Below are 26,823 nucleotides of genomic sequence, written 5' to 3'. Positions count from 1 at the left end.
CAAGAAATCATTTTGAAAGATGGGTTATCAAAACTATTAACATTAGCAGGTCGTAAAACTGCTTTTATTGATAGCTCTCCAGCGGATCTGTATACAAGAGATATAGTAATTGACATGGGTATTGAATCTGTCGATAAGTATTTGTACTTGTTATCGGGTTTTAAATTAAAAGAAAGTTTAAAGGAACTAATCAACAGATTAGAACAAGAGTTCATCCTTGTATTTGAAAATTCAACTGTTTTAAGTATCTTGGTGCACACTGCCTACTTAATAGAACGATTACTCTTAAATGGAAATGAATTAGTTTATCCAGATAAAGAAAAATACGCAGCAACAAAAATCATATCTATGAAGAATGCCTTATCAGAAATTGAAAACCAGTTCTCCATTCACATTTCTGAAGATGAATGTCGCTTTATGCTAGATATAATTTATCAAAAATAACTGTAAAAAAGCAGAAAATCTTTTAAAAGTTTTTCTGCTTTTTTGATTAGCACTTAAAAGAAGTGATGCCCATCAGATTGGCCTAAAAATGTGATTGGTTTGATTCACGTAATATATTCAATTGACATCCGATATTCAGAACTCGCCATGTATATATATCACCCTATACGACAACTGCTTTACATGTATTACTGCTGCGTCACTAAATTACTGCTAAAACTGGTCAGTCAATTTTTTGATAGTGAATAATCAAAAGCTTGTCTGACGAACTAGTAGAAATTAGGGTTCTATATCCGACGATTTCTTTCAAATCATACTCCACTGTTTCGGGAATCTGAACAGTATATATCACTTCATTTGTTGAATGATTTTTCTCCAATTGACAACGATCATGCCTTGCTTTAATTTCAAGTTGCTTTCAAAAGAATCTACTGTCTCTGCAAAATACGGTTGTAGAATAATTTTATTCCCAGCAATTGCTTGCTCTGAAAGACGAATACCCGCTAATGCTTCAAAATACCATTGTGCGTAACTTGCAAACATTGCATGATTTAAGGAGTACTCTTCCCCAAAAAACAATTCAGCTAAAACCTGATTCCCATTACCTAGCATTGTTCTAAAGCTGATTTGACTACTTTGAGTCAGCCATTTCTCTACTAAATAACTTTTACCAAATCGATGCAACACATCATAAGATAAAGACATTCCAAATATGCCACTATTAAAAATATAATCGTCAGCAACCACTTTTTTTTCAAATTTATCCAGCAATCTCTTCGAATCGCCTAGTTCTAAAAACAACGCAAATACAAAAGATGACTGTGTTTTATCTCCGAAAGTACCATCCTCATTTTCAAAAGTCCTCATAATGACCTGTTCAACTTGATGATATTTCTCTTTCAATTGCTGCGTATCTTTCTTTAAATAGACACGAAGTAAGATTGAGTACTTTAAAAAAAGAAGCAATGTACAGTAGCCTAAAAATTGCTTATCTGGTGTTGAACTTCTAAAATCTCCCTCTATTAATGGACTACCGTGATCCCCTATGCATTTTTCTGCTATTTTTTCTAGCGGCCATGTTAACAAATAGTTCAATTGCTTCCGAACATAGGGGTATTCCTGCTCAAGAAACTGCATATCTCCATAAAATTGAACATGCTTGTACAGCAGATACGGGTAAACTAGTTGCCATAGAATTGGCCCTTCACCTTCCCCAGTACCGTTTGTTTGTATTCCCATAAAAGGCGCTGTCTCTGGAATTCCTCCGCTTTCTGTCTGTTTAAAACGAAAGTCTTTCAAGACTTTTTTGTTAAATCGTTCCAAATCAAAAGTAAATAAATTCGCGGAAGCTAGTGCCACCATATCGCCACCATAGCCGAATCTTTCTCGGGCGCAATCCTCAAATACCGAGTGCGTATTATTTAGTCTTGTCTTTACCGAAGCCGCAAATAACTCATTCAGCCACCAATTGTCCGTATAGATTTGACCAATTTGTTGAAGATTGGTATGCACATTCATTGCTGAAACTCCTTGGATTTCATCAGAAGTAATTCCGCTGATCACAGCAAATCTAAAAGAATGGTAACAAAACTTATTTCGAAAATGGTTTTTACCAGTTTTTGTATAAATAATGTCTTTTTGTTCCCCTTTTGCTGGGGCACCTCTACCACCTGAAACTCTATTGTTTCCTCTTTTTAGTCCTACACTTCCGGCAAAGGAAGACTCAAAATTTATTTTGTCATGTAGTATTCCTTCACTATAAACAATCGTTACTTTCTTTTGAGCATTGGAGGTAAAAGTAATATCAATAAATCCTGAGATAGTTTCACCAAAATCCGCAATTACACCATGTTTTGTTTGTGTGAGAATTTTTGGTTGATGTGTCTTGTGCACCTTTACTTTTGGAATAAAGCTTTTTTCAAAGAAGTATTTATTTGTGTCATTGCCTATAGATACTTACAACCAAGGATTTTCTATAAGATCCAGATCAATCATCTCACCTAAGTAGGCATTATTAAAAATGAGATTTCCAGCACTCGACTCCCAAGATTCATCGGATAATAGCATGAGTTGGCCATCAATATAAAGATCACAGACAATTTGCGACTCACCTATTTCAGCCAAACGCTCTCGCAAATTGTATTTTCCGAATAGGCGCAGCGGCGATGGATTGTACATCCCATTACCCAATTCGATGGTTATTTCATTTTCTCCTTCAATTAAATAGGAACTGACATCATATTCATCATAATAAACTCTTTTTTTATAATTTGTCCAATCGCTATTGAGTTCGTAGTCACCAACCCTGTGTCCATTTATATAACAAAGATAGTAACCGAGTACCGCAATCAAAAGTCGGCTGTTTTTAAAAGTTTCAACCATAAATTTTTTTCTAATCAGTGTATGCGGATTTTTATTATAATAATTTTTATCCTCCTCACCATAATCGTAGGTGATACTATTTTTAACCCACTTTCCATTAAATGTATAGAAGCAATCAGCCAAGCCGTCTTTTTTCAAATCAGTCACCCCGTCAAATTCAGTAATAAACAAACGAAATATTGTCTCTCAATGGTCGGCGATTCATAACTATTTTCGCCTAATCTACATTTTTTTAATATTGTCGATTAAGTCTCAGATACGAAAAAGGCCCCAAGACTTAATCTTTATATTGTAAAAAATTAAGCTAATTCATCCTTATACAGTTTTCTATCCGAAATTTTTACAAACGGAATCCATATCAACACACAGATAATCAGTTGCACTAACTGTAAAATAGCGCCTCTCACACTCCCTGTTACAAAATAACCACTAATAAGGATCGGTGTCGTCCATGGCAACTGAGCCAATCCAGTCGGCACAGGAACCAAGCTTAGGGCAAAAGCCACATAGGCAACAATAGTGCTTATTGCATTAGCAAAAACAAAAGGAATAAAATAGTTTACATTTAGCATCAATGGGATTCCAAATAATGCTGGTTCACCAATATTGAAAATATACGGTCCTGCTGCGATTTTCCCAACCTCTCTGTATTGTTTACTTTTGGCGATGATTAAGATAGCAATTACAGAACCTATAATACCGATCGAAGTGAAGTGATTTCTAAAGCTCATATTGATAATATTCTGCGGAATCTCTCCTGCAATAGATCCTGCTCTATTTTGATCCTCTAACACTTGATGGATAGGACCGACAACTGCTGATACGATAGTTGAGCCATGAAGACCAAAGAACCAGAGAAACTGTTCGAAAATCTTGATAAAAATCATTCCCACGATTGATCCACCAACCATTGTAAGTGGAATGCCTAAAGTACCGTTAATAAGAGATAATGGATCTGTATTTAACCCAATTTCAATCAAAAAATCGAATGACTAAGAAGAACGTTACAACGATAAATGATGGAATAATTGACTCAAATGGTTTTGCTACAGCAGGCGGTACAGTGTAAATAGCGGCGGTAATATGTCAGAAAACGGCGGAATGAAAATGCCGTTTTTCTGACATTTTTTTATTTTTGATATTATCAATCTATCTGATCCATAAGGAGGACAAATAGATTGAGGAACGATATCAAGGAAGAGGTGCACGAGTACATCATGAAAGAAATTAAACCCAACTATGCCGCTATGGCCCGTCGCTATGACTGTGACCCTAGAACTGTCAAACGGTACTACGAGGAAGGAATCAAAGCGAATCCAGAAAAACCGAAGAACAAGACAAGACCCTCGAAGCTGGATGGTTATCGGGAAATCATCAAAGATAAGTTAGAACTTTCCTGTTCCGCCATGGCTATTTACAAGTTCATTCAAAAACGGGGCTTCACCGGAAAATACACCATCGTTAGAGATTACTGTCGAACTTTCAAAGAAAACGCTGTTCAAAAAGCAACGGTTCGCGTGGAAACGACTCCTGGACTCGCTGCTCAAGTTGATTGGAAAGAAGATGTGGTGCTTTACGATAAGTTTGGCAATCCCCACAAATTCAATATCTTTCTCTACGTCAACCACTATTCAAAGCTGAAATACATCACACTGACTTGGGACCGCAAACAAGACACACTCTTCCAATGCTTACTTGAAGCCTTTCAACACGCAGAAGGCGTTCCTGAAGAAATCTGGTTTGACAATATGAAGACTGTCGCCGATCACTCTAGAACCAAGTATCGCAAAGCACAGTTCAATGTTCGCTTTCATGAATTTAGTAAAGACGCGGGTTTCACACCAATCATCTGTCGGGCATATCGCCCACAAACTAAAGGTGCCGTAGAGTCGTTAGCGAGATTCGTTGAACGATTACGACCATACAATTATGAGTTTTATGACGCAACTGAGCTGATTAGCTTGGTCAATAATTTGCGGTATGAGTTTAATCACGAAGAAATTTCTCAAGCCACAGGCGAGCGGCCGATTGATTTATGGGAATACATAGAAAAAGAGCACCTGCGACCCATCCAAGAAGAACTATTGAAACCCTACTTTGAATGCGATATTACCCGTATCGTATCCAGAGAATCAATGGTCAACTTCAGAAAGTGCAAGTACTCCGTACCTGTGAAATACATTGGCTGTGAAGTCGAAATCGAGACGGATTTTGACGACCAACATATCCAAATCTATTATAACGGAGAACTGATTCGTTCACACCCTCTAACTGATAATCGGTTCAATTATGATGTGGAAGATAAGTTTGAAATTCTTAAGTCTGACGCTATGAAACACCGAGACGACGAGGATATTTACGAATATATTAAGAATACTTTGCCACAATACGATGACTTATAAGGAGCTGACCATGACAAACTTTCAAGAGTTACTCCATAATCTACAACAGTTAGGCCTAGTGAAATGTGCTGAGTATTTACCAAACTTTGTTTCAGAGGAGGCAAATAAAAACCTTTCTCTGACGGAGGCTTTGCTAGACCTAACCAATAAAGAACTTGAACATATTGAGCAGGAAAAAGTCAAACAACGAATCAGGAATGCGCGCTTTCCCAAATCTAAACGCATGATTGATTTTGACTTTACCTTCCAGCCCAGCTTAAATCGAAATGAGCTTCTAGAACTAACCAGTCTCAGCTTTATGGAGCAGTGTGCTAATATTTGTTTTCTAGGCAATAGTGGTGTGGGCAAGACCCATTTGGCTACGTCACTTGGCGTGGCTGCCTGCGAACAAGGAATCAAGGTGAAGTTCATTGTCTTTCATGACCTGGTCAGCCGCTTCACGAAAGCCTATCATAAAGGAACATTGGAAAGACTAATCAAAGTCTATGCGAATTATCCGCTATTGATCATTGATGAGATTGGCTATGTACCCATCACTAGAGACCAAGCCGATTGGTTCTACCAGTTGATGAGTTTACGATATGAACGCTTCTCTACTGTGATTACGACCAATATACCATTTTCAATGTGGGGACAGGTATTTAACAATGATGCCGTCTCCGCCGCTATTCTTGATAGACTGATTCATCATTCTAAGATTTATAAGATTACCGGTAATTCTTATCGTATGAAGGATTATCAAGAAAACAGGGATCAAAATTCAAGTTCCTGACCTGATTTTTAAGCAACATGTTTACCGCTAAAAACAACATTTTTAAACCGCCATAAAACGACAATTTTCTGTCGCTATTGACATGTACTCTTTCAGCAGCGCTGCGTTCGTTTATTCAAGCTTGTAAAAAGAGTATATGTAAAAAACAGTTGGTAGTTGGTTTGATAAAAAACGGCTAAAGATTGATATATGGTTATTTTTAGGTTCCTTTACCATTAAAAAACAGTAGCCGTGCTAATTTTGATACCCTACTTTAAGATTCTCTTCTACAGCTAATCGAATTTTCTCTTTCATGTCTATACTTGGTATTAGTCCATCGATACCATTTTCAAGTAAATCTTCCCTTGTGCGATCTAACAGTTCACTAATAGATGAAAAACGAGAACGACTTGATAATTGCTCCATTTCTGATATCAGATCCTCAAATGGTAATCGCACATCATCTTCTATGAAGACTTCTGTGTCACCCAATCCTTTGATACCATTTCTTCGGACATCAAAATTCAATGCGAGAAGTTTTTGTAATAAGTCGCGGTCTGCTTGCTTCTCACCAGACATCAACTGATCGTAGTCAGAACAAGTTTCATAAAGTACATCAATTAAATCATCGTATTTCATCGCATATTCACCTGTCTTTCATCACTAATAGATTGATTGCTTTTGTAAATTGAATGATTGCTAAATTTGAATCATCAATAATCACATTTCGCTGATAATGGATTCGTTCACTCACCAATAGAATCGTTAAACCATAGAAAAAACGCAGAAGAAAAATTTCCCTTCTGCGCTCCGTAATATCTATTTTAAATGGATGATTGATTGATAAATAGCCATGGATAAACATTTTGTGTAAGTATACAAACTCTTCATACAGTTCATCCGTATACATTTCTTTTGATACATTTTCATTATGTATCAGAGAATAAGTTTCTTTGACTTTAGGTGTAGCTGGTAAACCAAGTTTCTCTCGGATATTTTTATATTCTGACAGAAAAATACTCAGGTTCTTTTTGGTCATTATCCAGTCAACATTGTTTTTATTTGGTAATTGATAATTTGTTGGATCAAACAGCACTATTTTGCTCTCCTTACTAAAAAATGAAATAAAAAAAGACCTAACTTTTTTGTTAAGCCTTCTCAAAAAAATAGCTATATAATTTTTTTGTTGTTAATCAAACTGAGTAGCGACACCAAATTTTTTTAACAAAAAGACAGCTCATTTCCAATAAATAAATCACGGAACCCAATCATAGTAGGATAACCGATAAGAAAACATACTAGTATTTTTCTCATCTTTATCAGTTGTTCATGGAGGACGCTTCAATTTTTCATACTAGCAGTGAATCAAGAGAGCATCAAGAGATAATTTTCTACACTCTGCAAAGTTTCTTCAAACGAAAGATCTTCAACATACCGATTATCACGCTGATAGATTGACCAACGATGCTTCATCTCTTCACTATCATGAAGCTCATTCAAAATAATTTTCCAATTATTGACATCGTTTTCTGAGTTTCTTTCTTGAATAACAAAATGAAAAGCTTCGTACAATATCTTTTCGTCTATGACATTAAGTTGAGAAAAAAGGTAGACATCAAAGAAATCCTTACTGCGAGTGTTTAGCGTTCTCCGTTCCAGAATCGTCTGCAATTTCTCAGCAAGCATTCTTTCTGTGCGATAAATAAAGAGTTCAAAACTTTCATCTTTTTGTATTAGAGGTTGATACCGATAAGAAATCTGAGGTGGGACAAGGGTTTCACCTGTTGCAATATCAAGATGAAATTTATCACGCATATTATCTAGATGTGCAATAAGAAATACCCGATACCCTGTAAATTCCTTCTCATCATGAATTTTTTGCGTATCAGCCAACTGAAATGTGACCCCATTCACTTCTTTCCCATCAATGATTTGATGAATTAACGTTTCAATATGCGGTTCATCTAAAGTTACCCCAGTAATTAATGTGTCAATATCTACCGTTGTGCGCTTCTCGATTCCTGCAATCGCAGAAAGAACGAAGCCACCCTTCTAAACAAACTTATCTTGGTAGGCAGATTCACTCAATAATTTCAGAAATGAATCAATAAAAAACTTCTTAATCAAAATTTGGATATCAACGCCAGTCTGCTTGCGAATAATTTTCAGTTTATCCATTAAACTAGTTGTTTTACTACTCATATCAACACCTCAACAATCGTTCTCACTTGCTTTTCGGCTCTCATTTCCTTTGCTACTTGTATCAATTTTCCAACATCCCGTTCTTTGGATGATAAGTATCGTTTGAACGCCTTATTAATGACTTCTTGTTCCACCACATTCTTTTTCTTTACAATATCACAAAGTGTTTTTTCTTTTGAATAAACGCGTATAGCATGCTTGCTTGCTGATACAGGAACATCAATAATTTCCAAATTGAGATAGCGCTCCGAGACCTGCCTTACAACTGTATTCTACAAATAATCCGGAACATTCTTCGGTAATTTATAGCCCACTGGAAAATTCATCCAAACAGTATAAGGGAATTTATCTGTCAGGTCGTGTATATAGAGTGCTGTTTCATTTGAAAAGATCCCTTTAGGTAAAATCATTTGACGTACCAGAAAATCATCTACATAACTATCCGCCCTGATATAAATTCCAGAATAGACTTCTTCAAAAACCCCATCCTTTATCAATTTGTTCTTAAAATCTTTTGAAATATCTTGCTTCAGAAAATCTTCATTAGTGAAAATAATGTCCGACTTAATTAAGTTTTCAGCTTTTTTCAACTGTTCCTTTTGTACATCAAAGAACGTCATGTTTCCACCTTCATTTTCTTAGCAAATTTAAATCACTAAGAAAATTATACAACATTTCTTAACAAAATGAATTTACTAAGAAATGAATGAGTAGTTCTTATATAAAAACGGCAAAACAAAGAGACTTACACTTGGCTCTATAATATTTGGTGTTGTTACTCAAACTGAGTAGGGCCACCAAATATATTTTTTATAACAAAAAGACGGAACTGACCCAATAAACTGAGACAAAATAAAAAAGCACCTCTTGTTGAATTCAAGTAAAATGAATTTAACCAGGAGGTGCTTTTTAAAATGGGAAATCGAGTGGCTTATCCGATTCACATCAAAGAACTGGCTATACAGATGAAACAAGAAAATATTCCTGTAAGAAAAATTATGGAAGAATTAGGTATTAAAAATAAAACTCAAATCGAAACGTGGTGGCGTTGGTACCGTAAAGGGGAGAATCATCGACTGCTTCAACCAGTTGGAAAACAGTATTCCTACGGAAAAAGTCCAGAAGACCAATCAAATGAACAACAGCTTAAAAATGAAAACAAATTTTTAAAGACACAGATTGACGTGTTAAAAAAGTACAAGGAATTGGAAAGGATGTGGAACCAGAAATATTTGTAGAATTAGTCAAAGGAATGAAAGGAAAATTAACCATTACTGCATTGTGTCATCTTTTCGGCATTTCTCGATCTAGCTATTATCGTTGGACTCATCGAAAAAACTTAGGAAGTTTAACGGCCATTGAAGAGACTATACGTCGTCCCTTTCTCCAGCATAAGTTTAGATATGGCTATCGTAAGATCACAGCGTTGATTAACCAGGAATACAAAGTTAATAAAAATACCATTCAAAATATTATGCAAAAATATCATTGGAATTGTCGTGTGAAAGTGAAGAAACGTCATAAAGTTGGGCAACCTTATGCGGTTGTCGAAAACAAGCTGAATAGACAATTTTCTTCAGAAGCTCCTTTAAAGAAATTGGTCACAGATATTACTTATCTGCCTTTTGGACAAAAGCAATTATATTTATCTTCGATCATGGATTTGTACAATGGTGAAATTATCGCTTATACCATCGGTGATAAGCAAGATAGAGCTTTTGGTCTAGATACACTTAACCAACTACCCAAAACAACGGATTGTCTATTGCATAGTGATCAAGGTTCTGTTTATACTTCTTATGATTATCAGAACCAAATAAAAACAAAGGGCATTATCTGAGGGTGTCCCTTTAAGGGACACCCTCAGATAATGCCTGCATCGAATCGTTTCATGCCTCACTAAAGTTCTGAAACGTTCTACTTAGATGGGCTCACAAACGAGCCTACACCTATTGTAATAGAAATTGTAAAAGAATACATTACTTATTATAATGAAACTCGAATCCAACAAAAACTAGACTACCAATCACCGAGAGATTATCGGAAATCGGCAGTCTAGGAAAATGCTTTTTTATTACTGTCTCACAGCTTTAGTCAGTTCCTATTGGATATGCTTTTAACATATTATGCCTGATAAAGTTGTTCAAGAAAATATTACACATTTGTCAATTTTTTTATTTCGTGAAAGCAGTTGTGACACCCAAAAATAGTTTTAAACAGGAAATCATGATTATAGTCACAATGTAAAAGACTATTAAATCAATGTTTTCACTTCAAAACGCACTACTTCTTAGGTTCATCCTCATCCATCTTAAGAACAGCCATAAACGCCTCCTGCGGTACCTCAACAGAGCCAATCTGTTTCATCCGCTTCTTCCCTTCTTTTTGTTTCTCTAGTAACTTGCGTTTTCGAGAAACATCTCCGCCGTAGCATTTCGCCAATACGTTTTTACGCAACGCTTTGATGTCGGAGCGGGCAACGATTTTTTGACCGATTGCTGCTTGGATCGGCACTTCAAATTGTTGGCGCGGAATCAATTTTTTCAGTTTTTCAACAATGGCTTTCCCACGTTCATAGGCGAAGTCGCGATGGACGATGAAGCTTAATGCATCGACTTTTTCCGCATTCAGCATAATATCCATTTTGACCAATTTGCTGACGCGATAGCCTGACATTTCATAATCCAATGACGCGTAACCTTTGGTGCTGGATTTCAATTTATCAAAGAAATCAAAGACGATTTCTGATAGCGGAATATTATAGACGACATTCACGCGGTAATCGTCCAGATAATCCATCGTTACAAAATCACCACGTTTGCGTTGTGACAATTCCATCACTGCACCGACATAATCATTTGGCACCATGATTTGCGCTTTTACGAATGGTTCTTCCACATGATCGATCGTACCTGCTTCAGGGAAATCAGCGGGATTATCGACTGTGATCACAGAGCCATCGGTTTTATTGACGTGATAGATAACTGATGGTGCTGTTGTGATCAGTTCAAGATTGAACTCACGTTCCAAACGTTCTTGGACAACATCCATATGCAACAGACCTAAGAATCCACAACGGAAACCAAACCCTAAGGCTTGAGAGGTTTCTGGTTCAAATTGTAATGCCGCATCGTTCAATTGCAGTTTTTCCAAAGCTTCACGCAAGTCATTGTAACGTGACGTGTCGATTGGATATAAGCCGCAATAAACCATTGGATTCATTTGGCGGTAGCCTTCTAACGCTTCATCCGCTGGATGATCAGCTAACGTAACAGTATCCCCTACTTGGGTGTCTTTGACTGTTTTTATCGCGGCTGTGATATAGCCGACATCCCCTACCATCAAAGCATCTCTTTGGATCGCTTTAGGTGAAAAAACACCTACTTCTGTGACATCAAAGGTTTTGCCATTGCTCATCATTTGAATCTTATCGCCAGGTTTGACCATCCCTTCCATGATGCGGACGTTCAAGACAACTCCACGGTAAGAGTCATAGATTGAGTCGAAGATCAAAGCTTTCAAAGGCGCTTCGATATCCCCTACAGGTGCTGGGACAGATTCAACGATTTGTTCCAAAATGTCTTCGATACCGATTCCTGCCTTGGCACTGGCCAAGACTGCTTCACTGGCATCAATACCGATCACATCTTCAATTTCCGTGCGCACGCGCTCTGGGTCAGCTGCGGGCAAATCTATTTTGTTGATGACAGGTAAAATTTCTAAATCATTGTCTAGTGCCAAATATACATTGGCCAACGTTTGCGCTTCGATTCCTTGCGCAGCGTCTACAACGAGCACTGCCCCTTCACAAGCTGCTAAACTGCGGGATACTTCATAAGTGAAATCGACGTGCCCCGGGGTATCGATCAAATGGAAAATATAAGTTTCGCCATCTTTGGCTGTGTAGTTCAATTCAACCGCATTCAACTTGATGGTGATGCCGCGTTCTCTTTCAAGATCCATTGAGTCCAACAATTGATGTTGCATTTCCCGTGAGCTTACGGTATGGGTTTGTTCTAAGATACGGTCAGCCAAAGTCGATTTCCCATGGTCGATATGGGCGATAATGGAGAAATTACGTATTTTCTCCTGTCGTTTTTTCATTTCTTCTATGTTCATGGATACGTTCCTCATTTCTTTTAGTCAGCTTTTCTATTATACCAACGAAATGCTAATAGTGAAAGTATTTTTCTTGACCGTTATTCAAACATATTTGTTCAGGTTTTGCTATACTAAAGCTAGTAAAAATAATTGGAGTTGAAACAATGGATAATACTTTTCATGAGAAGTTTCATATACGACCGGTTGAAGAGCAAGATGTCGACCAGTTCAACGAATTACTTAGCTATGTTTTTCAGATCACTGAATCAGATATTGAAGAAAGCGGCTATGAAAGCAAGCGGGAAATGATCAAATCAAAACGACCGATATTAGAACTGTCTAAAGTGTTCGGCTGGTTCAATGAAGACCAACTGATTTCACAGATCGCCGTTTACCCTTGCGCGGTCAATATCCACGGCACCTTGATGAAAATGGGTGGTGTGACAGGCGTCGGGACTTACCCTGAGTATGCCGGTCACGGTTTAATGAAAGACCTGATCAAGTTGGCATTGGAAACCATGCGGGCTGACAAACAATGGATCTCCTATCTATATCCTTATAATGTTCCCTACTATCGCCGCAAAGGCTGGGAGATCATGTCCGACAAACTTTCATTCAAGATTCGTGATACCCAGTTGCCCAAAACCAAAGAAGTTCCGGGTATCGTCGAACGAAAAGATGTGGACGATCCTGATGTCTACACGGTCTACAATCAGTTTTCTCGTGACAATCATGGCGCATTGCAACGTACGGATTTCCATTGGGAAGAATACTGGCGCTATGAAAATGAAGACCAACGAACAGCAGCGATATATTACAATGAAACAGGCCATCCCACTGGTGTACTCTTTTATTGGGTAGCTGAAGAAGTCTTCCACGTCAGAGAAATGTTCTATCTAAATCAAGAAGCACGGAATGGGTTATGGAACTTTATCACTGCCCACTTTTCGATGGTATACTGGGTCAAAGGCGAGATTTATACCAATCAACCCTTATCCTTTTATTTAGACGATAGCCAAATCAAAGAAACCATCGAGCCTTATTATATGGCGCGCATCGTTGACGTGACCGAATTTTTGAAAAACTTCCCATTTAAAGCTTTTAACGGCGCCTTCCATTTTGTCGTCTCCGACCCAGTTGCAGAATGGAACAACGGAATCTTTGGTGTCAGCTATCAAGATGGTGAGATCGTAATCACGAAAGAGGCGATCGGTAAAGCGGTTCAATTGGATATCCAAACATTGACTTGCCTATTGATGAATTATCGAAGACCTGCTTACCTAGAACGTGTGGAGCGTTTGCAGACTGATAAAGACACATTGACCTTATTGGAGTCGATTATCCCTGATATGGAAGCTTATTTTAGCGATTATTTTTGATTTACTTTGTTCATCCACAATTACAATGAATGTTAGGAGTGTTTCTTTTGAATATTTATTTTGCAGCCCCTTTGTTTGCAGCAAGTGATTTACAGTACAATGCCGCATTGGTAGAAAAGATTCGTCAGCGCTATCCAGAAGTCACGATTTATCTCCCGCAGGAGAATGCAGCGATCAACGATAAAAGTGCCTATGCCGATAGCAAAATGATTGCATTGGCGGATACGGAGAAAGTATTGACCAGTGATTTAATGATTGCCTGCTTAGATGGTTTGACCATCGATGCTGGGGTAGCTTCAGAAATCGGTGTCGCCTACGCCAAAGGAATTCCTGTTATTGGCCTGTATACAGATAGCCGCCAACAAGGTGCTGACAATCAGCAGAAATTGGCGGCCTTGCAAACAGTTGCCGAAAACCAGTTCCATTATGTCAATCTATATACGGTTGGCTTGATCAAATTGAACGGCGATATTTATGCTTCAGAAGCCGCCTTACTTGAAGGTTTGGCCGCCTTCCTGCGGGAGGACAACTAGATGGGCAATAATTATCAACGTATTCAGCAGGTATTTACGATTTTTGGCTTCTTGGTCTTGGGCTTCTCTATTTGGGAATTTTTCCAGAATGTGTATCCGCAAAGTCAAGGATTGATGTTTATCGCTCAGGCCATATTAGGGATTCTATTGATTTTTGTGCCGGAATACAGCAAGAAATTACTAAAGGTCCAACTGCCAAACGCGACGGTCTACTTCTATTGGTTTTTCTTGCTGATTTCTGTTTTTATGGGGACGATTCTTCATCTGATCGAGATTGTCTCTTTCTGGGATAAAATTTTACATGCCGTCAGCCCGATGGTCTTAACGGCAGTCGGCTATGGATTGATTTGTATACTATTGAAAGAAACACCGGTCTCAAAAGTATCACCTTGGCTATTCTTGCTGATGGGTTTTGCTTTTGCCGGTCTGTGCGGCATCTTTTGGGAATTTTGGGAATTCATGTGCGACTCGATTGGTGGGATGAATCTGCAACGCTATGCAACGCTGGATGGAACAGATTTTATCGGCCGCGAGGCATTGATGGATACGATGGGTGACTTATTGACCAACACCATTGGTGCAGCACTGATGGGTGTCATCGCTTATTTTCAAGGTCGAGGCAAACCAGAGTATTTCGACAGTTACCGGATTCAAAAAATAAACAATAAATAAATAGATAAAACGGATGTTTCTCCATGGCTTGATGGGGAGGCATCCGTTTTTTTATCATCTGGATTAGGCATCTTTTTTTACTGTTTTTTAAACAAATGCCGTGATTTCATATGCTATAGACAATTGAAGGATAGCTTTTTTTCGAATAAAACGGATACATTCATCAAATCTAAGTTTTTTAAAAGTTTTTTATTTCCAGAAAAAGAAACACTCTGTTATACTATAAATCAGTAGGACAATAAAGTTCGATAGTAAGGAGAAGCTTATGGTTTTGACTGTATTTTTTATACTCTGCTGCTTGATATTCTCTTCTATCACCTTTGCCTTTTCTCAAGATGCCAACAAGTTTGTTCAACCGATGCCAATTAAAATTATTTTTATTGCTTCAGCTATTATTGCGGTTTGGACGATGTTGTTTTCAGTGGTGGCGCTGGTGGCTTGGATCGTATAAAAAAAGCATTCTTGCATGTTTCGAGGTTTGACTCGATCCTGGTGCAAGAATGCTTTTTTTTTAGAATAGTTTCAGTTGAGTCAAAGGCCAGTAACGCAATAGGACTTTTCCTTCCATTTGGGCATCTGTGACAACGCCAAAACTGCGACTGTCGCGAGAAATTAAACGGTTATCTCCCATGACAAAATAACTGTCTTCAGGTACAGTGATGGAAAAGTCTTCTGTAAACTGCGTTGCACTCGCTGCAATTTCTTGGAACATTTCCCGATAGCTATACTCTTCTTGTAATTGATCATCTGCGAATTTTTCTTTGAAATCATCTAAGTAAGATTCTTCATAGACTTCTCCGTTGATGGTCAGCACATCATCTTTCATTTCAACGGTATCTCCTGGTAAACCAATCAGGCGCTTGACTGCGATTTTGCTGGTATCATCGGGTTCGACACAGATCACAATATCTTGACGATCATAGGAGGTCAATTTGGTTGCGATCAGTCGTTGCTTATCTGCTAACGTTGGATCCATCGAATGACCACTCACTTTGACTGGTGTTATCACAAACAAGCGTAAAAGAACAACTGCGATGATAAAGAAAATAATAAACCAATTTTCCTTTAAAATTCTTCCCATATAGACTATATGCTCCTCTTTCTACACTGGCAGATAGTGTACCCACATATGATCAGCCAATGATTCTATTCTTTTATCTTACGTAACTTTCTACTCGAGAGCAAGGAAAAACATCAAATTTAAACAATTTGATGTTTTTCTCATGGCTTCTTTCCTTATTCTGTGGCGATTTTCGTATCACGACTCAAGAAGGCAAAGACATCTTGATGATGGAGTGTGCCAATTGCTTGTCCATTCTCGATGATCGTTAATGCAGGCACTTTGGCAAAACGACCAAAAGTATCGTTTAAGACCGTTTGAGCATCGACTTGTTCCAGTGTTTGATCAATGTCCTTGCTACAATAGCCCATGGCGACCAAATCAGCAACTTTCACTAATTTGGCTTCATCTTCTCCAGTTTCTTCGAAGAATGTTTTCACAAATTCGGTTTTGGGCTGGGCAATGATCACTTCTGGTGTATCACATTGAACGATTTTGCCTTTGTTCATCACAGCAATCCGCGTGCCTAATTTAATGGCTTCTTTCATGTTGTGTGTCACAAAGATAATCGTTGTACCCAGTTCTTTATGCAGGTCCAATACCAATTCTTGTAAGGCATTCCTTGAAATAGGATCGAGTGCGCTAAACGGTTCATCCATCAAAATGACTTCCGGATTCGCAGCCAAAGCACGCAAGATGCCAATTCTTTGTTGCTCCCCACCTGAGAGTGCTTTTGGCAAACGGTGCCGGTATTGTTCAGGATCTAGCTGCACTTGATTCAAAAGACGATCAACAGCTTCATTACGATCTTTTTTGGACCAACCGAGCATTTCTGGGATGACTTCAATGTTTTGTTTGACATCCATCGTTGGAAACAAAGCAATTTGCTGCAAAACATAGCCCATTTGCCAACGCATTTTTTGGATATTGTAATCTTTGATGCGTTTTTCTTTAAAGTAGATGTCTCCATCCGTTGGCTCTGATAAGGCGTTGATCATTTTCAAAGTAGTCGTTTTGCCGCTTCCTGATGGACCAACAAGTACAAAAATCTCACCTTTTTGAATCGTTAAGTCAAGATTGTCGATCACGATTTTATCATCAAATGCCTTGCTGACATGTTTAAATTCAATGATTGGGGTCATTATTCGCCCTCCTTCAGTAAACCTTGATCAAGTAAGAATGCTTTGGCTACTTCTGCTGGTTGTTTGCCTTCGACATTCACTTGATAGTTCATTTCACTCATTTGCTCTTCGGTGATTTGTCCTGCTAATTTTTCCAGAGCGGTCACTACTTCCGGATGCTCATCCGCAAAAGCAGTTTTCATCAGGGGTGCGCCTTGATATGGCGGGAACAATTCTTGGTCATCTTCTAAGATCACCAAACCATACTGTTGCAGCTCACTATCTGTTGAATAAGCATCCAAAATATTGATATCACCATTATTGATTGCTTGATAGCGCAACGCTGGTTCCATACTTTGCACACTTGGAAAGTCTAAACCGTATCTGTCTTTTATACCTGCATAGCCGTCGGTACGGTCAATAAATTCTAGCGTAAATCCTGCTTTCACTTGACTTTCGATTTTTTTTAAATCGGAGATCGTTGTTAAATCATTCTCTTCTGCGAATTCTTTTTTGACAGCTAAGGCATAGGTATTTTGATAGGCCATTGGTTTTAGCAAGGTCATGTCGAACTGGTCATTCAACAATGTCACAGCTTCTTGATAGGTTTGGTCTGAATCCAGACTTTGACTATCCACATCTTCTGGCACATCGACCAAACTTTCCAAGACAGTTCCTGTAAATTCCGGATAAATATCGACTTGGTCATTGTCTAACGCGCTGAATAGAAAACTGGTTTTCCCAAAATTTGGTTCTAATTCCACTTGGACGTCTGGATCTTCTTGTTCAATCATTTCTTTGTACATATTGATCAAAATATCCGGTTCAGAACCCAATTTCCCCGCGATTCGAATCGTATTCGGTGCGAATATACCACTTTGTGAAAAAGATATGCCACCGATCACAAAAATCAACGCTGCCAAAGTAATGATTGTATAGCGAGGTTTCAAATGTTGTAAATAACGAATCAGCGTGCTGAAAATAATCGCCAATAACGCAGAACCAATCGCGCCAATCAGCGTCAAGGCAGGGGCATTTCGATCAATCCCCAGCAGGATAAACGAACCCAATCCGCCAGCACCGATCAACGCTGCTAAAGTAGCCGTTCCGATAATCAAGACCAATGCAGTCCGAATACCCGATATGATCACCGGCAAGGCAATGGGTAATTCTACTTTGATCAATCGGCGCATGCGGGACATTCCGAACGCGACAGCTGCTTCTTCGATGGAGGAATCGATTTCTGATAAACCAATATAGGTATTCTGGAAAATCGGCAGCAAGGCATAAATCACCAATGCGATCAGCGCTGGTGGTGTGCCAATACCGACAAATGGAATCAGTAATCCCAACAGAGCCAATGACGGGATCGTTTGCAAGACGCTCGTGATCTGCAAGCCAACTTCCGCCGCCCGTTTATGATTAACGAGCCAGATCGCCAACGGCACAGCGATCACGATAGCAATCAATAATGCCATGATCGACAAGGTCAAGTGTTCAAAGACCGCTGTCACCAATTCTCCTTTTCGTTCATTTAAAGTATCCAAAAAAGTATTCATCATTTCATCCTCTCTTATACCATAGTTCCAGTATAAACGAAGGGCAGAATTACTGCCAAAACCAAGACTTAAAAAAAGAGTTGCCTTTAAAAGACAACTCTACAATCATGTGTCAATTATTCATCCAGCGGTTTATTTTCAAAAACCAGCTGTTCATTCAATAATTCGATGGTCACTTCCGTTTTTGGCAATACTCTGCCAGAAACGATTTCTTTAGCCAGTGGTGTTTCTACTTCTTTGGTAATGAAGCGACGCAGAGGCCGAGCCCCATAAGCGGGTTCATAAGAATTTTCAGCGATCCATGCTTTGGCTTCTTCAGTGATGGTCAAGCGAATATCCTGTGCTTCTAAGCGATGGGACAATTGGGCAATGATCTTGTCAACGATCCCGGTGACATTCGCTAAGCTTAATGGCGTAAACAGGATCGTATCATCGATTCGATTCAAGAATTCAGGTTTGAAGTGACCCCGAAGCAATCCACGCACCCCTTCAGCAATCTCTTCAGGAATTGTGCCTTCACTGGTGACACCATCTAACAAGAGTTGCGAACCAATATTGCTAGTCATGATCATGACGGTATTTTTGAAATCGACAACGCGACCTTTCGAATCTGTCAAACGTCCGTCATCCAACACTTGCAGCAAGATGTTGAAAACATCTGGATGGGCTTTTTCAATTTCGTCTAACAACACGATGGTATACGGGTTTCGACGCACCGCTTCTGTTAATTGACCGCCCTCTTCATACCCTACGTAACCTGGAGGGGCCCCGACCAATCGTGAGACGGCATGCTTTTCCATATACTCGCTCATATCGATCCTGACCATATGTTCTTCTGAATCAAAGAGATTGACTGCTAGTGCTTTAGCCAATTCTGTTTTCCCGACACCTGTTGGGCCTAGAAACAAGAATGAACCTAATGGCCGATTTGGATCTTGCAGTCCTGCTCGAGACCGCAATACCGCATCGCTGACGGCATCGACTGCTTCATCTTGACCAATGACCCGTTGATGCAATGTATCGTTCAGTTTCAGCAATTTTTCTCTTTCACCTTCAACGAGTTTGGTGACTGGGATTCCCGTCAGGCGGCCAACGACCATAGCAATTTCATTTTCAGTTACAGATTCTTGGACCATACGAATGCCTTCTGCTTGGTTTTTGGCTTCTAGGGCGGCCAACTCTTTTTCAAGTTGCGGAATCGTGCCGTGACGCAAGACAGCAGCGCGTTCTAAATCATAATTATTTTCGGCATCTTCTAACTCATGTTTGGCTTTATCGATTTCTGCCCGTTTATTGGATACGGCGTTGACTTCTTCTTTCTCCGTCTCCCATTGCATTTTCATGGTATTGACTTCTTCGCGCAATTCAGCTAATTCTGCTTGCAAAAGCGTCAACCGTTTCTTAGAGGCATCATCGGATTCTTTTTTCAATGCCGCTTCTTCGATTTCTAATTGCATCAAACGGCGTGTGACTTGGTCTAATTCAGTCGGCATTGAATTCATTTCAACACGAATCGTTGCACTGGCTTCATCTACCAAATCAATGGCCTTATCTGGCAAAAAACGATCCGTGATATAACGATCAGACAAGGTTGCGGCAGCGACTAACGCATTGTCATGGATATTGACGCCATGGTGGATCTCAAAGCGTTCTTTCAATCCCCGTAGGATAGAGATTGAATCTTCCACAGTTGGTTCTTTAACCAAGACTTTTTGGAATCGACGTTCCAAGGCTTTGTCTTTTTCCATGTATTGGCGGTATTCATCCAAAGTAGTGGCACCTATGGTATGTAATTCACCACGAGCCAACATTGGTTTCAATAGATTCCCTGCATCCATACTGCCTTCTGTTTTGCCGGCACCGACGATGTTATGGATTTCATCAATGAAGAGAATGATCCGTCCGTCGGCTTTTTTGACTTCTTGCAAGACTGCTTTCAATCGTTCTTCAAATTCGCCGCGGAATTTTGCGCCAGCGATCAAAGCGCCCATGTCTAAGGAAAAAATCGTTTTGTCTTTTAGGTTTTCTGGGACGTCTTTGCGAACGATCCGTTGCGCCAATCCTTCAACGATCGCCGTCTTACCAACGCCCGGTTCACCAATCAATACAGGGTTATTTTTGGTTTTTCTTGAAAGAATCCGAATAACATCACGGATTTCTTCATCTCGGCCGATAATAGGATCCATCTTGCCACTGCGGACTTGCTGGACCAAATCGACACCATATTTCTCCAACGCTTTATATTGTTCTTCTTGATTTTGCGAGGTCACATGATCTCCTCCTCTTAATTCTTCAATGGTTTGTTTCAACGCCTTTTCTGTGATGCCTTGCTTTTTCAGGTAGACCGTCAAAGGATGATGTTTTAACTTCATCAATGCCAACAAAACAATTTCAGTTGACAAATAGTCGTCTTGAAATTGATCTTTTAACTGATCTGCTTCTGAAAGCAGCGAAAATAGATTTTGGCTCATAGACTGTCCGTAACGGACATTGCTGCCTTCAACAGCTGACAGACCGTCTAACAGCCGATCCACCTCTGCCTCCAGGGCATTCACGTCTACTCCTGCATCTGCATAAAAATTGCGGCCAAACTGATTGGCTTGCAAAAAAATCTTCCATAAATGGGCAATATCGATTTCTTGATGATGCCGTGTCATCGCTACTTGTTGTGCTTCAGCAATGGCACTTTGCAAGGTTGTTGTCATTTTTTCTGGGTTCATTAAAATTCCTCCCCTATTCTTTGATTACTTTATCAGTATACTACCTTGGTCAGAGTTGGTCAAAGAATTCTTCTTGACGTTTACCTTTTTTTAAAACTATTTTTTTCATGAAAATTGACAGAAAGTGTCAGAAAATGGTATGCTGAGAGCTGATTGAATGTTGTAATCAACGGAAAAAAAGCGATGAGGCAGTATTGACTACCCTGCGCTATGTGCAAGCTGTTAACAAATGATGTTTACGGCTTTTTTATATGGAGGAAACGATGTTAAATTTAACGAATATTACCCAGCAATTTGGCGATAAATTGCTTTATGAAGATGTATCTGTTCAAATCAATCGCGGCGAAAAAGTTGGCTTGATTGGTCGAAATGGTGCCGGAAAAAGTACCTTGATCAAAATCATCACTGGCGAAATTTTGCCGGACGATGGCTTTGTCAACTTTCCCAAAAATCTCAAAATGGGCTATCTTGATCAATATGTCAATGTTGATGAAACGCAAACGATCAGAGATTTTTTACGTTCCGCATTTGCAGCTGATTTCGAGAAAGAACAGCAGATTGCTGATTTGTATGTGACCTATAGTGAGTCCTATGAGGATAAGATTTTGGAAAAAGCTGGTGAATTGCAGAATCAACTCGATCAAGGTGATTTCTATCAAATGGATACGTTGATCGATGATTTAGCTGAAGGCCTGGGCATTTCAATTTTAGGCATGGATACGCCCCTGGCTTCTTTAAGCGGTGGCCAACGGTCAAAATTGATTCTGGCAAAAATGCTTTTGGAAAAACCAGACATGCTGATTCTGGATGAACCAACCAACCATTTAGATGATGAGCATATCAAATGGCTGATTGATTTCTTACAAAACTTCAACGGCACCTATTTGGTTGTTTCTCATGACCGCCATTTTCTTAACCAAATCACGACCCATATCATCGATATCGAATTTGGTAAGTTGTCCAAATACACCGGGCACCTTGATAAGGCCTTGAAACTCAAAACGCTACAAAACGAGAGCTACATGAAACAATATGAAGCCCAACAAGAACATATCAAAAAAACGGAAACTTATATCCGCAAATATAAAGCTGGCTCTCGGTCCACGATGGCAAAAAGTCGGGAAAAACAATTAGCCAAAGTTGAGCGCTTGACACCGCCGCAAGATGTACCGAAACCGCACTTAGGTTTTGATATGGCGCCCATCGTCACCACCTTGGCACTTGAAACCACGAATTTGGTGATTGGCTATGACCAAAAACCTTTGTTGACACCAATCAATCTGACGATTCGCTATGGAGAAAAAATTGCGATCCGCGGCTTTAATGGTATTGGTAAATCAACCTTGATCAAAACGATTTTAGGATTGATCCCGGCCATTGAAGGCAATGTGTCTTATCCGCAACATACCAAGTTCAATTACTTTACTCAAGACCTCGAATGGGCATACCCTTTACAAACGCCATTGCAATATTTGGAAGACTTATTTCCCAAAGCAACCAATAAAGAATTGCGGCGCCAATTATCTCGTGCCGGATTACCCAGTCAATTGGCCCAAGAAGCCCTGAAACTGTTAAGTGGTGGCGAACAAACCAAAGTCAAATTGGCTGAGATGATGTTGATCAAGAGTAATTTTTTGATTCTAGATGAGCCAACTAACCACATTGACCAAGATACCAAAAACAACCTTCAAGAAACGCTGGCAGCCTATCCTGGTACTGTACTGGTTGTTTCCCATGAAGCTGAGTTTTATGAAACCTTTGTTGATCGAATCGTTGATTTGAAAGAGTGATCAGCACCCAAGATTCATCATTATGAACAGTGCATACAAACAAAGCCATTCTCGGATCAACTGAGAATGGCTTTGTTCTATTCAACTTTTACTTTTTCATTCTTTAGTTCTGTCAATTCTGCTTGAATATCTTTGCGTTTTTGGACCATGACATAGCCAAAGCCGATGATAAAAGGCCAAATAAACGTAGCAAAGCGGTATAAAAGCATTGAAGAAGCCGCATCGACTGTGCCAACCAATGGACCAAATAAGAACATATAGACAAATTCAAAAGAACCGATCCCAGCTGGTGTTGGAATCACACCAGACAATACCACAGCAAAACTGATGAATGAGAAGGTCAATAAAAAGTCAATGTCCGGATGATTGTTGACAAGAATGACATATGGTATCACATACCATGGCAACATTTTCAATAAATTCCAGAGATAGATCCGCAAGAAGGCAGTTCGATCTTGAATAATCGAATTCACTGTTTCCCGCAATGAATAAATTTGTGTGTTGCACCTATCGATGATTCCTCTAAATGTTGGTCGCTTGAATAGCTTATGGCTGATCGTCACAAATAACACTTGAACGTTGATACTGACAGATAATGCCAAAAGGACAGCGATAATCAAAAACACCATCACGATTCCTGCTAAAATCACCCAAATCAAGTTCGGTGCGTGATCATAAAAAAGGGAAAATTGAATGATCAATCCTGCGATCGCATACGTGAGAATCGCAAATTTGTACATCACCATATGCAATGTCGTGACACCGACACCTTGTGACAGTTGCAAGCCGCTTTTGCGATAAAAATTGACTTCTGAAATCAGCGTTCCTGCGCCGAATGTAATGATCCGATAAAACCCGCTGTAACATACCGTGAAAAAGCCATCTTTTGTCGAAAAATCAGGCTGAAAATTGCCTGCGATTTCTTTGACCGTCCGTCCTTCGATCCATAGATACAATGTCCCCAATGCCATGACCATAAAAACAACCACTGCACTGGTATTTTTGATTTCGGCTAAAATATCCATCATTGAACTGCGAACAAAGAAATACATGACCCCCAATATGGTGACCAGCAACAACAAGTTGAATCCAAATTTAAGTTTTGCTTTCATCTTAACTCCTTGGTTTTTTGACGCCTTTTAGGCAAAGAAAAAGATCAATAGCGCTGCAACCACTGTACCCAAAATAAAGACGATCGTAAACTTCTTTTTTCTGGTTTTATGGTGAAATACCCGTTGTGCCAGCAAGCCGCCTAAGCCACCGCCAATCAAACCCATAAACAGCAGATTCAATTCTGGTACGCGCCATCGTTTCTTTACCGCTTGATATTTATCATACCCCATTAAACAGAAAAGATAAAGGTTTGCTGCCAGTAAATAAAACCATAAAGGATTATAAAGCCAAGCATCCATTCGTTCCCCTCCACATCATTCTTGGTACCATTATTACTTGCTTTCTATTTTGTCTGCCGGTACCCGCATGGTCAATCCATGTTTGATAACCTTCATGTCAACTGGCAGATCATCCGTTGGGTCACCGTCTGTTCTCGTTTGGACTTTCTTTTCTTTGGCACGAATCGAGATCTCTGAAGCGGTAAAGTATTCGACACTCGGTACTTTTGAGATTCGGCCGCGAATGATCCGAGGCAAGAAGACAATAAATGCTAGAATATTTAATTTGGGCAACAAAATCACGTGAAATTCACCATCATCTGGTCGTGCTGATTCATCGAAATTGGTAAAGCCTCCTGCTGAATTCGACATAATGATCGTGACCAGTTGGGCCTTCCCTTGCCATTTTCGTTGATCAGAGACCATTTCTAATTTATATTGTTTCTTTTTGAATAACAAATAAAAGAAACGTTTCATAAACGCCAATGGGCCGTATTGCTGTTTCTCTTCTTGCGAGGTCGCCGCTGCGGTGTCCGCCAATAAGCCGATCGTCATCGTGGAGATCATGACTTGATCATTGACCATCCCGTAATCAATGCCGCGATCTGTTCCATTCAAAATCGTCTCGAAGGCCTCTTCAGGTTTAACGGGGATCCCCAGCATTTTGGCAAAATTATTGACTGTGCCACCCGGGATAATACCGATTTTCAAATCTTGCAATTGATCCTTGAACGTCTGGATACCATCGTGAATCGTACCATCACCGCCAATGATCACAACCGTATCAACATCATGATCTTTGGCAGTTTGACGTACTTCTTCAGGATCGGTGTCAGGGTTAGAAGGTTGAAGAACGACATTGGCTTCTGGTTGTTGTTCTTTGACATAGGCCTGAAATTGTTCAGCCGACTCTTTGGCTTCACTTTTACCAGCCGTATCATTATATAAAACGATGCTATTCATCCTGTTCACTTCCTAAAAATGGCTAGGCCCTGCGCATCATGCGTCAAGAATGCCCAGCCACAAAATTTTGATTTACTAACTATACAAAATGTATCTATCTCTATGCTTCAGCGTTTAATTGTGCAATTTTGACGATCACATCAGTTGCTTTGATCATAGATTGCAAAGAAACAAACTCGTAACGACCATGCATGTTTTCGCCGCCAGCGAAGATATTTGGCGTTGGAATCCCCATGTAAGAAATCTTAGAGCCGTCAGTCCCACCGCGAACAGGTTCGATCACTGGTTGAATGTCCAATTGTTCCATGGCTGTTTTTGCCAATTCAATGATACTCATATCTTTTTCGATGATTTCCTTCATATTGTAATACTGATCGTATAAATGAATATCAATACGTGGTTGATCAAATTGTGCATTCAGTTTACTTTGGATCGCCAACAATTCTTCTTTCCGTGCTTCGAAACGCCCGCGGTCATGGTCCCGAATGATATAGGCCATTTCAGCTTCTTCAACAGAGCCGCTTAGATGCATCAAGTGGAAAAATCCTTCTGTACCATCTGTTTTTTCGGGTACTTCCGCTGCAGGCAGTTCATTTTGGAAATCAATCGCGATCTGCAAAGCATTGATCATGGTGTCTTTCGCAGTACCTGGATGAACATTTTTTCCTTGGATCTTGATTTCTGCTTGGGCGGCGTTAAATGTTTCATATTGCAATTCTCCTACAGGACCGCCATCCATTGTATAAGCAAAATCAACAGCAAAATCCGCTACGTCAAATTTGTCCGCACCTACACCGATTTCTTCATCCGGGCCAAAAGCGACTTTGATTTTGCCATGTTTGATTTCAGGATTTTTGATCAAGATCTCCATTGCTGTCATGATCTCAGCAATCCCTGATTTGTCATCTGATCCTAACAAAGTTGTGCCATCTGTTGTGATCAAAGTTTCCCCTTTGTAATTCTTTAGATGCGGGAAATCCTTGGTATTCAAAGTATATTTGCCTTCTTTGTCTAAATTGATCGTTGATTCGCCATCATATTTTTCGATAATCTGCGGATCGACATTGACTGCATTAAAATCAGCCGTATCCATATGGGCAATAAAACCGATTGAACGTACATCATGATCCACATTGCTTGGTAACGTGCCGATCACAAAGCCATTGGTTTCATTGTAATGGACATCAGCCAAACCTAATTCTTCCAATTCTTTTTTTAACACTTGTGCAAATGCAACCTGCGTTTGCGTTGAAGGTGTTGTGGTGCTAGTTGCATCCGAACGGGTTTCAGTTTTTACATAACGTAAAAAACGAGGCAATAAATTTTCGTACATATGACGTGCTCCTATCTATG

At 39.5% G+C, this 26,823-nt stretch carries 24 protein-coding genes and 2 pseudogenes; 9 read left to right on the top strand and 17 right to left on the bottom strand.

Annotated features, from left to right (window positions below):
• Positions 1 to 444 (top strand): PRD domain-containing protein (locus A5886_RS07130; protein ID WP_086274315.1); only part of this gene is annotated, 444 nt, incomplete at its 5' end.
• Between the two features lie 348 nt (positions 445 to 792).
• Here A5886_RS07130 and A5886_RS07125 read toward each other — a convergent pair.
• From A5886_RS07125 to A5886_RS07115, 3 genes are all read right to left on the bottom strand, one after another.
• Positions 793 to 2,337: a family 78 glycoside hydrolase catalytic domain gene (locus tag A5886_RS07125; RefSeq protein ID WP_179189988.1), complete on the bottom strand. Its 1,545-nt coding sequence runs from the start codon at positions 2,335 to 2,337 to the stop codon at positions 793 to 795.
• 63 nt (positions 2,338 to 2,400) lie between these two features.
• Positions 2,401 to 2,964, bottom strand: a complete 564-nt coding sequence (locus A5886_RS07120) for an alpha-L-rhamnosidase N-terminal domain-containing protein (RefSeq protein WP_218776631.1) — start codon at positions 2,962 to 2,964, stop codon at positions 2,401 to 2,403.
• Positions 2,965 to 3,125: 161 nt separating this feature from the next.
• Positions 3,126 to 3,713, bottom strand: a complete 588-nt coding sequence (locus tag A5886_RS07115) for a PTS transporter subunit EIIC (protein ID WP_256926251.1) — start codon at positions 3,711 to 3,713, stop codon at positions 3,126 to 3,128.
• Between the two features lie 291 nt (positions 3,714 to 4,004).
• Here A5886_RS07115 and istA point away from each other — a divergent pair, with 291 nt between their 5' ends.
• On the top strand, positions 4,005 to 5,228 hold the full coding sequence (istA, locus tag A5886_RS07110) for an IS21 family transposase (RefSeq protein WP_086274312.1): 1,224 nt from the start codon (positions 4,005 to 4,007) through the stop codon (positions 5,226 to 5,228).
• A 10-nt stretch (positions 5,229 to 5,238) separates the two neighbouring features.
• Positions 5,239 to 6,000: an IS21-like element helper ATPase IstB gene (gene istB / locus A5886_RS07105; protein ID WP_086274311.1), complete on the top strand. Its 762-nt coding sequence runs from the start codon at positions 5,239 to 5,241 to the stop codon at positions 5,998 to 6,000.
• Positions 6,001 to 6,234: 234 nt separating this feature from the next.
• Here istB and A5886_RS07100 read toward each other — a convergent pair whose 3' ends face one another.
• The 5 genes and pseudogenes from A5886_RS07100 to A5886_RS07080 all read right to left on the bottom strand — a co-directional run bounded on the left by A5886_RS07100 (position 6,235) and on the right by A5886_RS07080 (position 8,801).
• Positions 6,235 to 6,618, bottom strand: coding sequence for a hypothetical protein (locus A5886_RS07100; protein ID WP_086274310.1), 384 nt, complete (start codon positions 6,616 to 6,618; stop codon positions 6,235 to 6,237).
• A gap of 7 nt (positions 6,619 to 6,625) precedes the next feature.
• A complete protein-coding gene (locus tag A5886_RS07095; protein ID WP_086274309.1) occupies positions 6,626 to 7,075 on the bottom strand; it encodes a cyclin family protein in 450 nt (149 codons plus the stop codon).
• 269 nt (positions 7,076 to 7,344) lie between these two features.
• Positions 7,345 to 8,019, bottom strand: a pseudogene (locus A5886_RS07090) (nucleotidyl transferase AbiEii/AbiGii toxin family protein); the annotation flags it as partial.
• Positions 8,020 to 8,177: 158 nt separating this feature from the next.
• Positions 8,178 to 8,414 (bottom strand): hypothetical protein, encoded by a 237-nt coding sequence (locus A5886_RS07085; protein WP_086274307.1) that lies wholly within the window; start codon positions 8,412 to 8,414, stop codon positions 8,178 to 8,180.
• Between the two features lie 39 nt (positions 8,415 to 8,453).
• Positions 8,454 to 8,801, bottom strand: a complete 348-nt coding sequence (locus A5886_RS07080) for a hypothetical protein (RefSeq protein ID WP_086274306.1) — start codon at positions 8,799 to 8,801, stop codon at positions 8,454 to 8,456.
• A gap of 294 nt (positions 8,802 to 9,095) precedes the next feature.
• Between A5886_RS07080 and A5886_RS07075 the strand changes: the two are divergent.
• Positions 9,096 to 10,240, top strand: a pseudogene (locus A5886_RS07075) (IS3 family transposase).
• Between the two features lie 224 nt (positions 10,241 to 10,464).
• Here the strand turns inward: A5886_RS07075 and lepA are convergent.
• Positions 10,465 to 12,300, bottom strand: a complete 1,836-nt coding sequence (gene lepA / locus A5886_RS07070; RefSeq protein ID WP_086274305.1) for a translation elongation factor 4 — start codon at positions 12,298 to 12,300, stop codon at positions 10,465 to 10,467.
• A gap of 146 nt (positions 12,301 to 12,446) precedes the next feature.
• On the opposite strand from lepA, the gene A5886_RS07065 reads away from it, so the two are divergent.
• From A5886_RS07065 to A5886_RS07050, 4 genes are all read left to right on the top strand, one after another.
• The gene (locus A5886_RS07065; RefSeq protein ID WP_086274304.1) at positions 12,447 to 13,661 is read left to right on the top strand and encodes a GNAT family N-acetyltransferase; all 1,215 of its coding nucleotides are present in this window, start codon (positions 12,447 to 12,449) and stop codon (positions 13,659 to 13,661) included.
• A gap of 47 nt (positions 13,662 to 13,708) precedes the next feature.
• Positions 13,709 to 14,194 (top strand): nucleoside 2-deoxyribosyltransferase, encoded by a 486-nt coding sequence (locus tag A5886_RS07060; RefSeq protein ID WP_086274303.1) that lies wholly within the window; start codon positions 13,709 to 13,711, stop codon positions 14,192 to 14,194.
• The gene (locus A5886_RS07055) at positions 14,195 to 14,866 is read left to right on the top strand and encodes a DUF2238 domain-containing protein (RefSeq protein WP_086274302.1); all 672 of its coding nucleotides are present in this window, start codon (positions 14,195 to 14,197) and stop codon (positions 14,864 to 14,866) included. It abuts the gene before it with no gap.
• A 265-nt stretch (positions 14,867 to 15,131) separates the two neighbouring features.
• Positions 15,132 to 15,317, top strand: a complete 186-nt coding sequence (locus A5886_RS07050; RefSeq protein WP_086274301.1) for a hypothetical protein — start codon at positions 15,132 to 15,134, stop codon at positions 15,315 to 15,317.
• A 60-nt stretch (positions 15,318 to 15,377) separates the two neighbouring features.
• Here the strand turns inward: A5886_RS07050 and lepB are convergent, their stop codons facing one another.
• The 4 genes from lepB to clpB form a co-directional block, all read right to left on the bottom strand.
• Complete coding sequence (gene lepB, locus A5886_RS07045) at positions 15,378 to 15,947, bottom strand: signal peptidase I (protein ID WP_086274300.1); 570 nt, start codon at positions 15,945 to 15,947, stop codon at positions 15,378 to 15,380.
• 155 nt (positions 15,948 to 16,102) lie between these two features.
• Complete coding sequence (locus A5886_RS07040; RefSeq protein ID WP_086274299.1) at positions 16,103 to 17,068, bottom strand: ABC transporter ATP-binding protein; 966 nt, start codon at positions 17,066 to 17,068, stop codon at positions 16,103 to 16,105.
• Positions 17,068 to 18,606 (bottom strand): ABC transporter permease/substrate-binding protein, encoded by a 1,539-nt coding sequence (locus A5886_RS07035; RefSeq protein WP_086276010.1) that lies wholly within the window; start codon positions 18,604 to 18,606, stop codon positions 17,068 to 17,070. Before A5886_RS07035 ends, A5886_RS07040 begins: the two co-directional genes overlap by 1 nt.
• Before the next feature lie 116 nt (positions 18,607 to 18,722).
• Positions 18,723 to 21,326 carry an ATP-dependent chaperone ClpB gene (gene clpB, locus A5886_RS07030; protein WP_086274298.1) on the bottom strand — a complete coding sequence of 868 codons (2,604 nt, stop codon included), beginning with the start codon at positions 21,324 to 21,326 and terminating at the stop codon, positions 18,723 to 18,725.
• A 263-nt stretch (positions 21,327 to 21,589) separates the two neighbouring features.
• Here clpB and A5886_RS07025 point away from each other — a divergent pair, with 263 nt between their 5' ends.
• A complete protein-coding gene (locus A5886_RS07025; protein ID WP_086274297.1) occupies positions 21,590 to 23,116 on the top strand; it encodes an ABC-F family ATP-binding cassette domain-containing protein in 1,527 nt (508 codons plus the stop codon).
• A gap of 77 nt (positions 23,117 to 23,193) precedes the next feature.
• Here the strand turns inward: A5886_RS07025 and A5886_RS07020 are convergent, their stop codons facing one another.
• The 4 genes from A5886_RS07020 to pepT all read right to left on the bottom strand — a co-directional run bounded on the left by A5886_RS07020 (position 23,194) and on the right by pepT (position 26,803).
• The gene (locus A5886_RS07020) at positions 23,194 to 24,228 is read right to left on the bottom strand and encodes a lysylphosphatidylglycerol synthase transmembrane domain-containing protein (RefSeq protein WP_086274296.1); all 1,035 of its coding nucleotides are present in this window, start codon (positions 24,226 to 24,228) and stop codon (positions 23,194 to 23,196) included.
• Positions 24,229 to 24,255: 27 nt separating this feature from the next.
• Complete coding sequence (locus tag A5886_RS07015) at positions 24,256 to 24,528, bottom strand: DUF1294 domain-containing protein (protein ID WP_086274295.1); 273 nt, start codon at positions 24,526 to 24,528, stop codon at positions 24,256 to 24,258.
• A gap of 33 nt (positions 24,529 to 24,561) precedes the next feature.
• The gene (locus A5886_RS07010; protein WP_086274294.1) at positions 24,562 to 25,470 is read right to left on the bottom strand and encodes a diacylglycerol/lipid kinase family protein; all 909 of its coding nucleotides are present in this window, start codon (positions 25,468 to 25,470) and stop codon (positions 24,562 to 24,564) included.
• A gap of 100 nt (positions 25,471 to 25,570) precedes the next feature.
• A complete protein-coding gene (gene pepT / locus A5886_RS07005) occupies positions 25,571 to 26,803 on the bottom strand; it encodes a peptidase T (RefSeq protein WP_086274293.1) in 1,233 nt (410 codons plus the stop codon).
• Positions 26,804 to 26,823: the final 20 nt, after the last annotated feature.

The organism is Candidatus Enterococcus testudinis, assembly GCF_002140915.1.
Classification (GTDB): Bacteria; Bacillota; Bacilli; order Lactobacillales; family Enterococcaceae; genus Enterococcus_D; species Enterococcus_D testudinis.
This window is presented reverse-complemented; position numbering and strand designations above follow the sequence as displayed.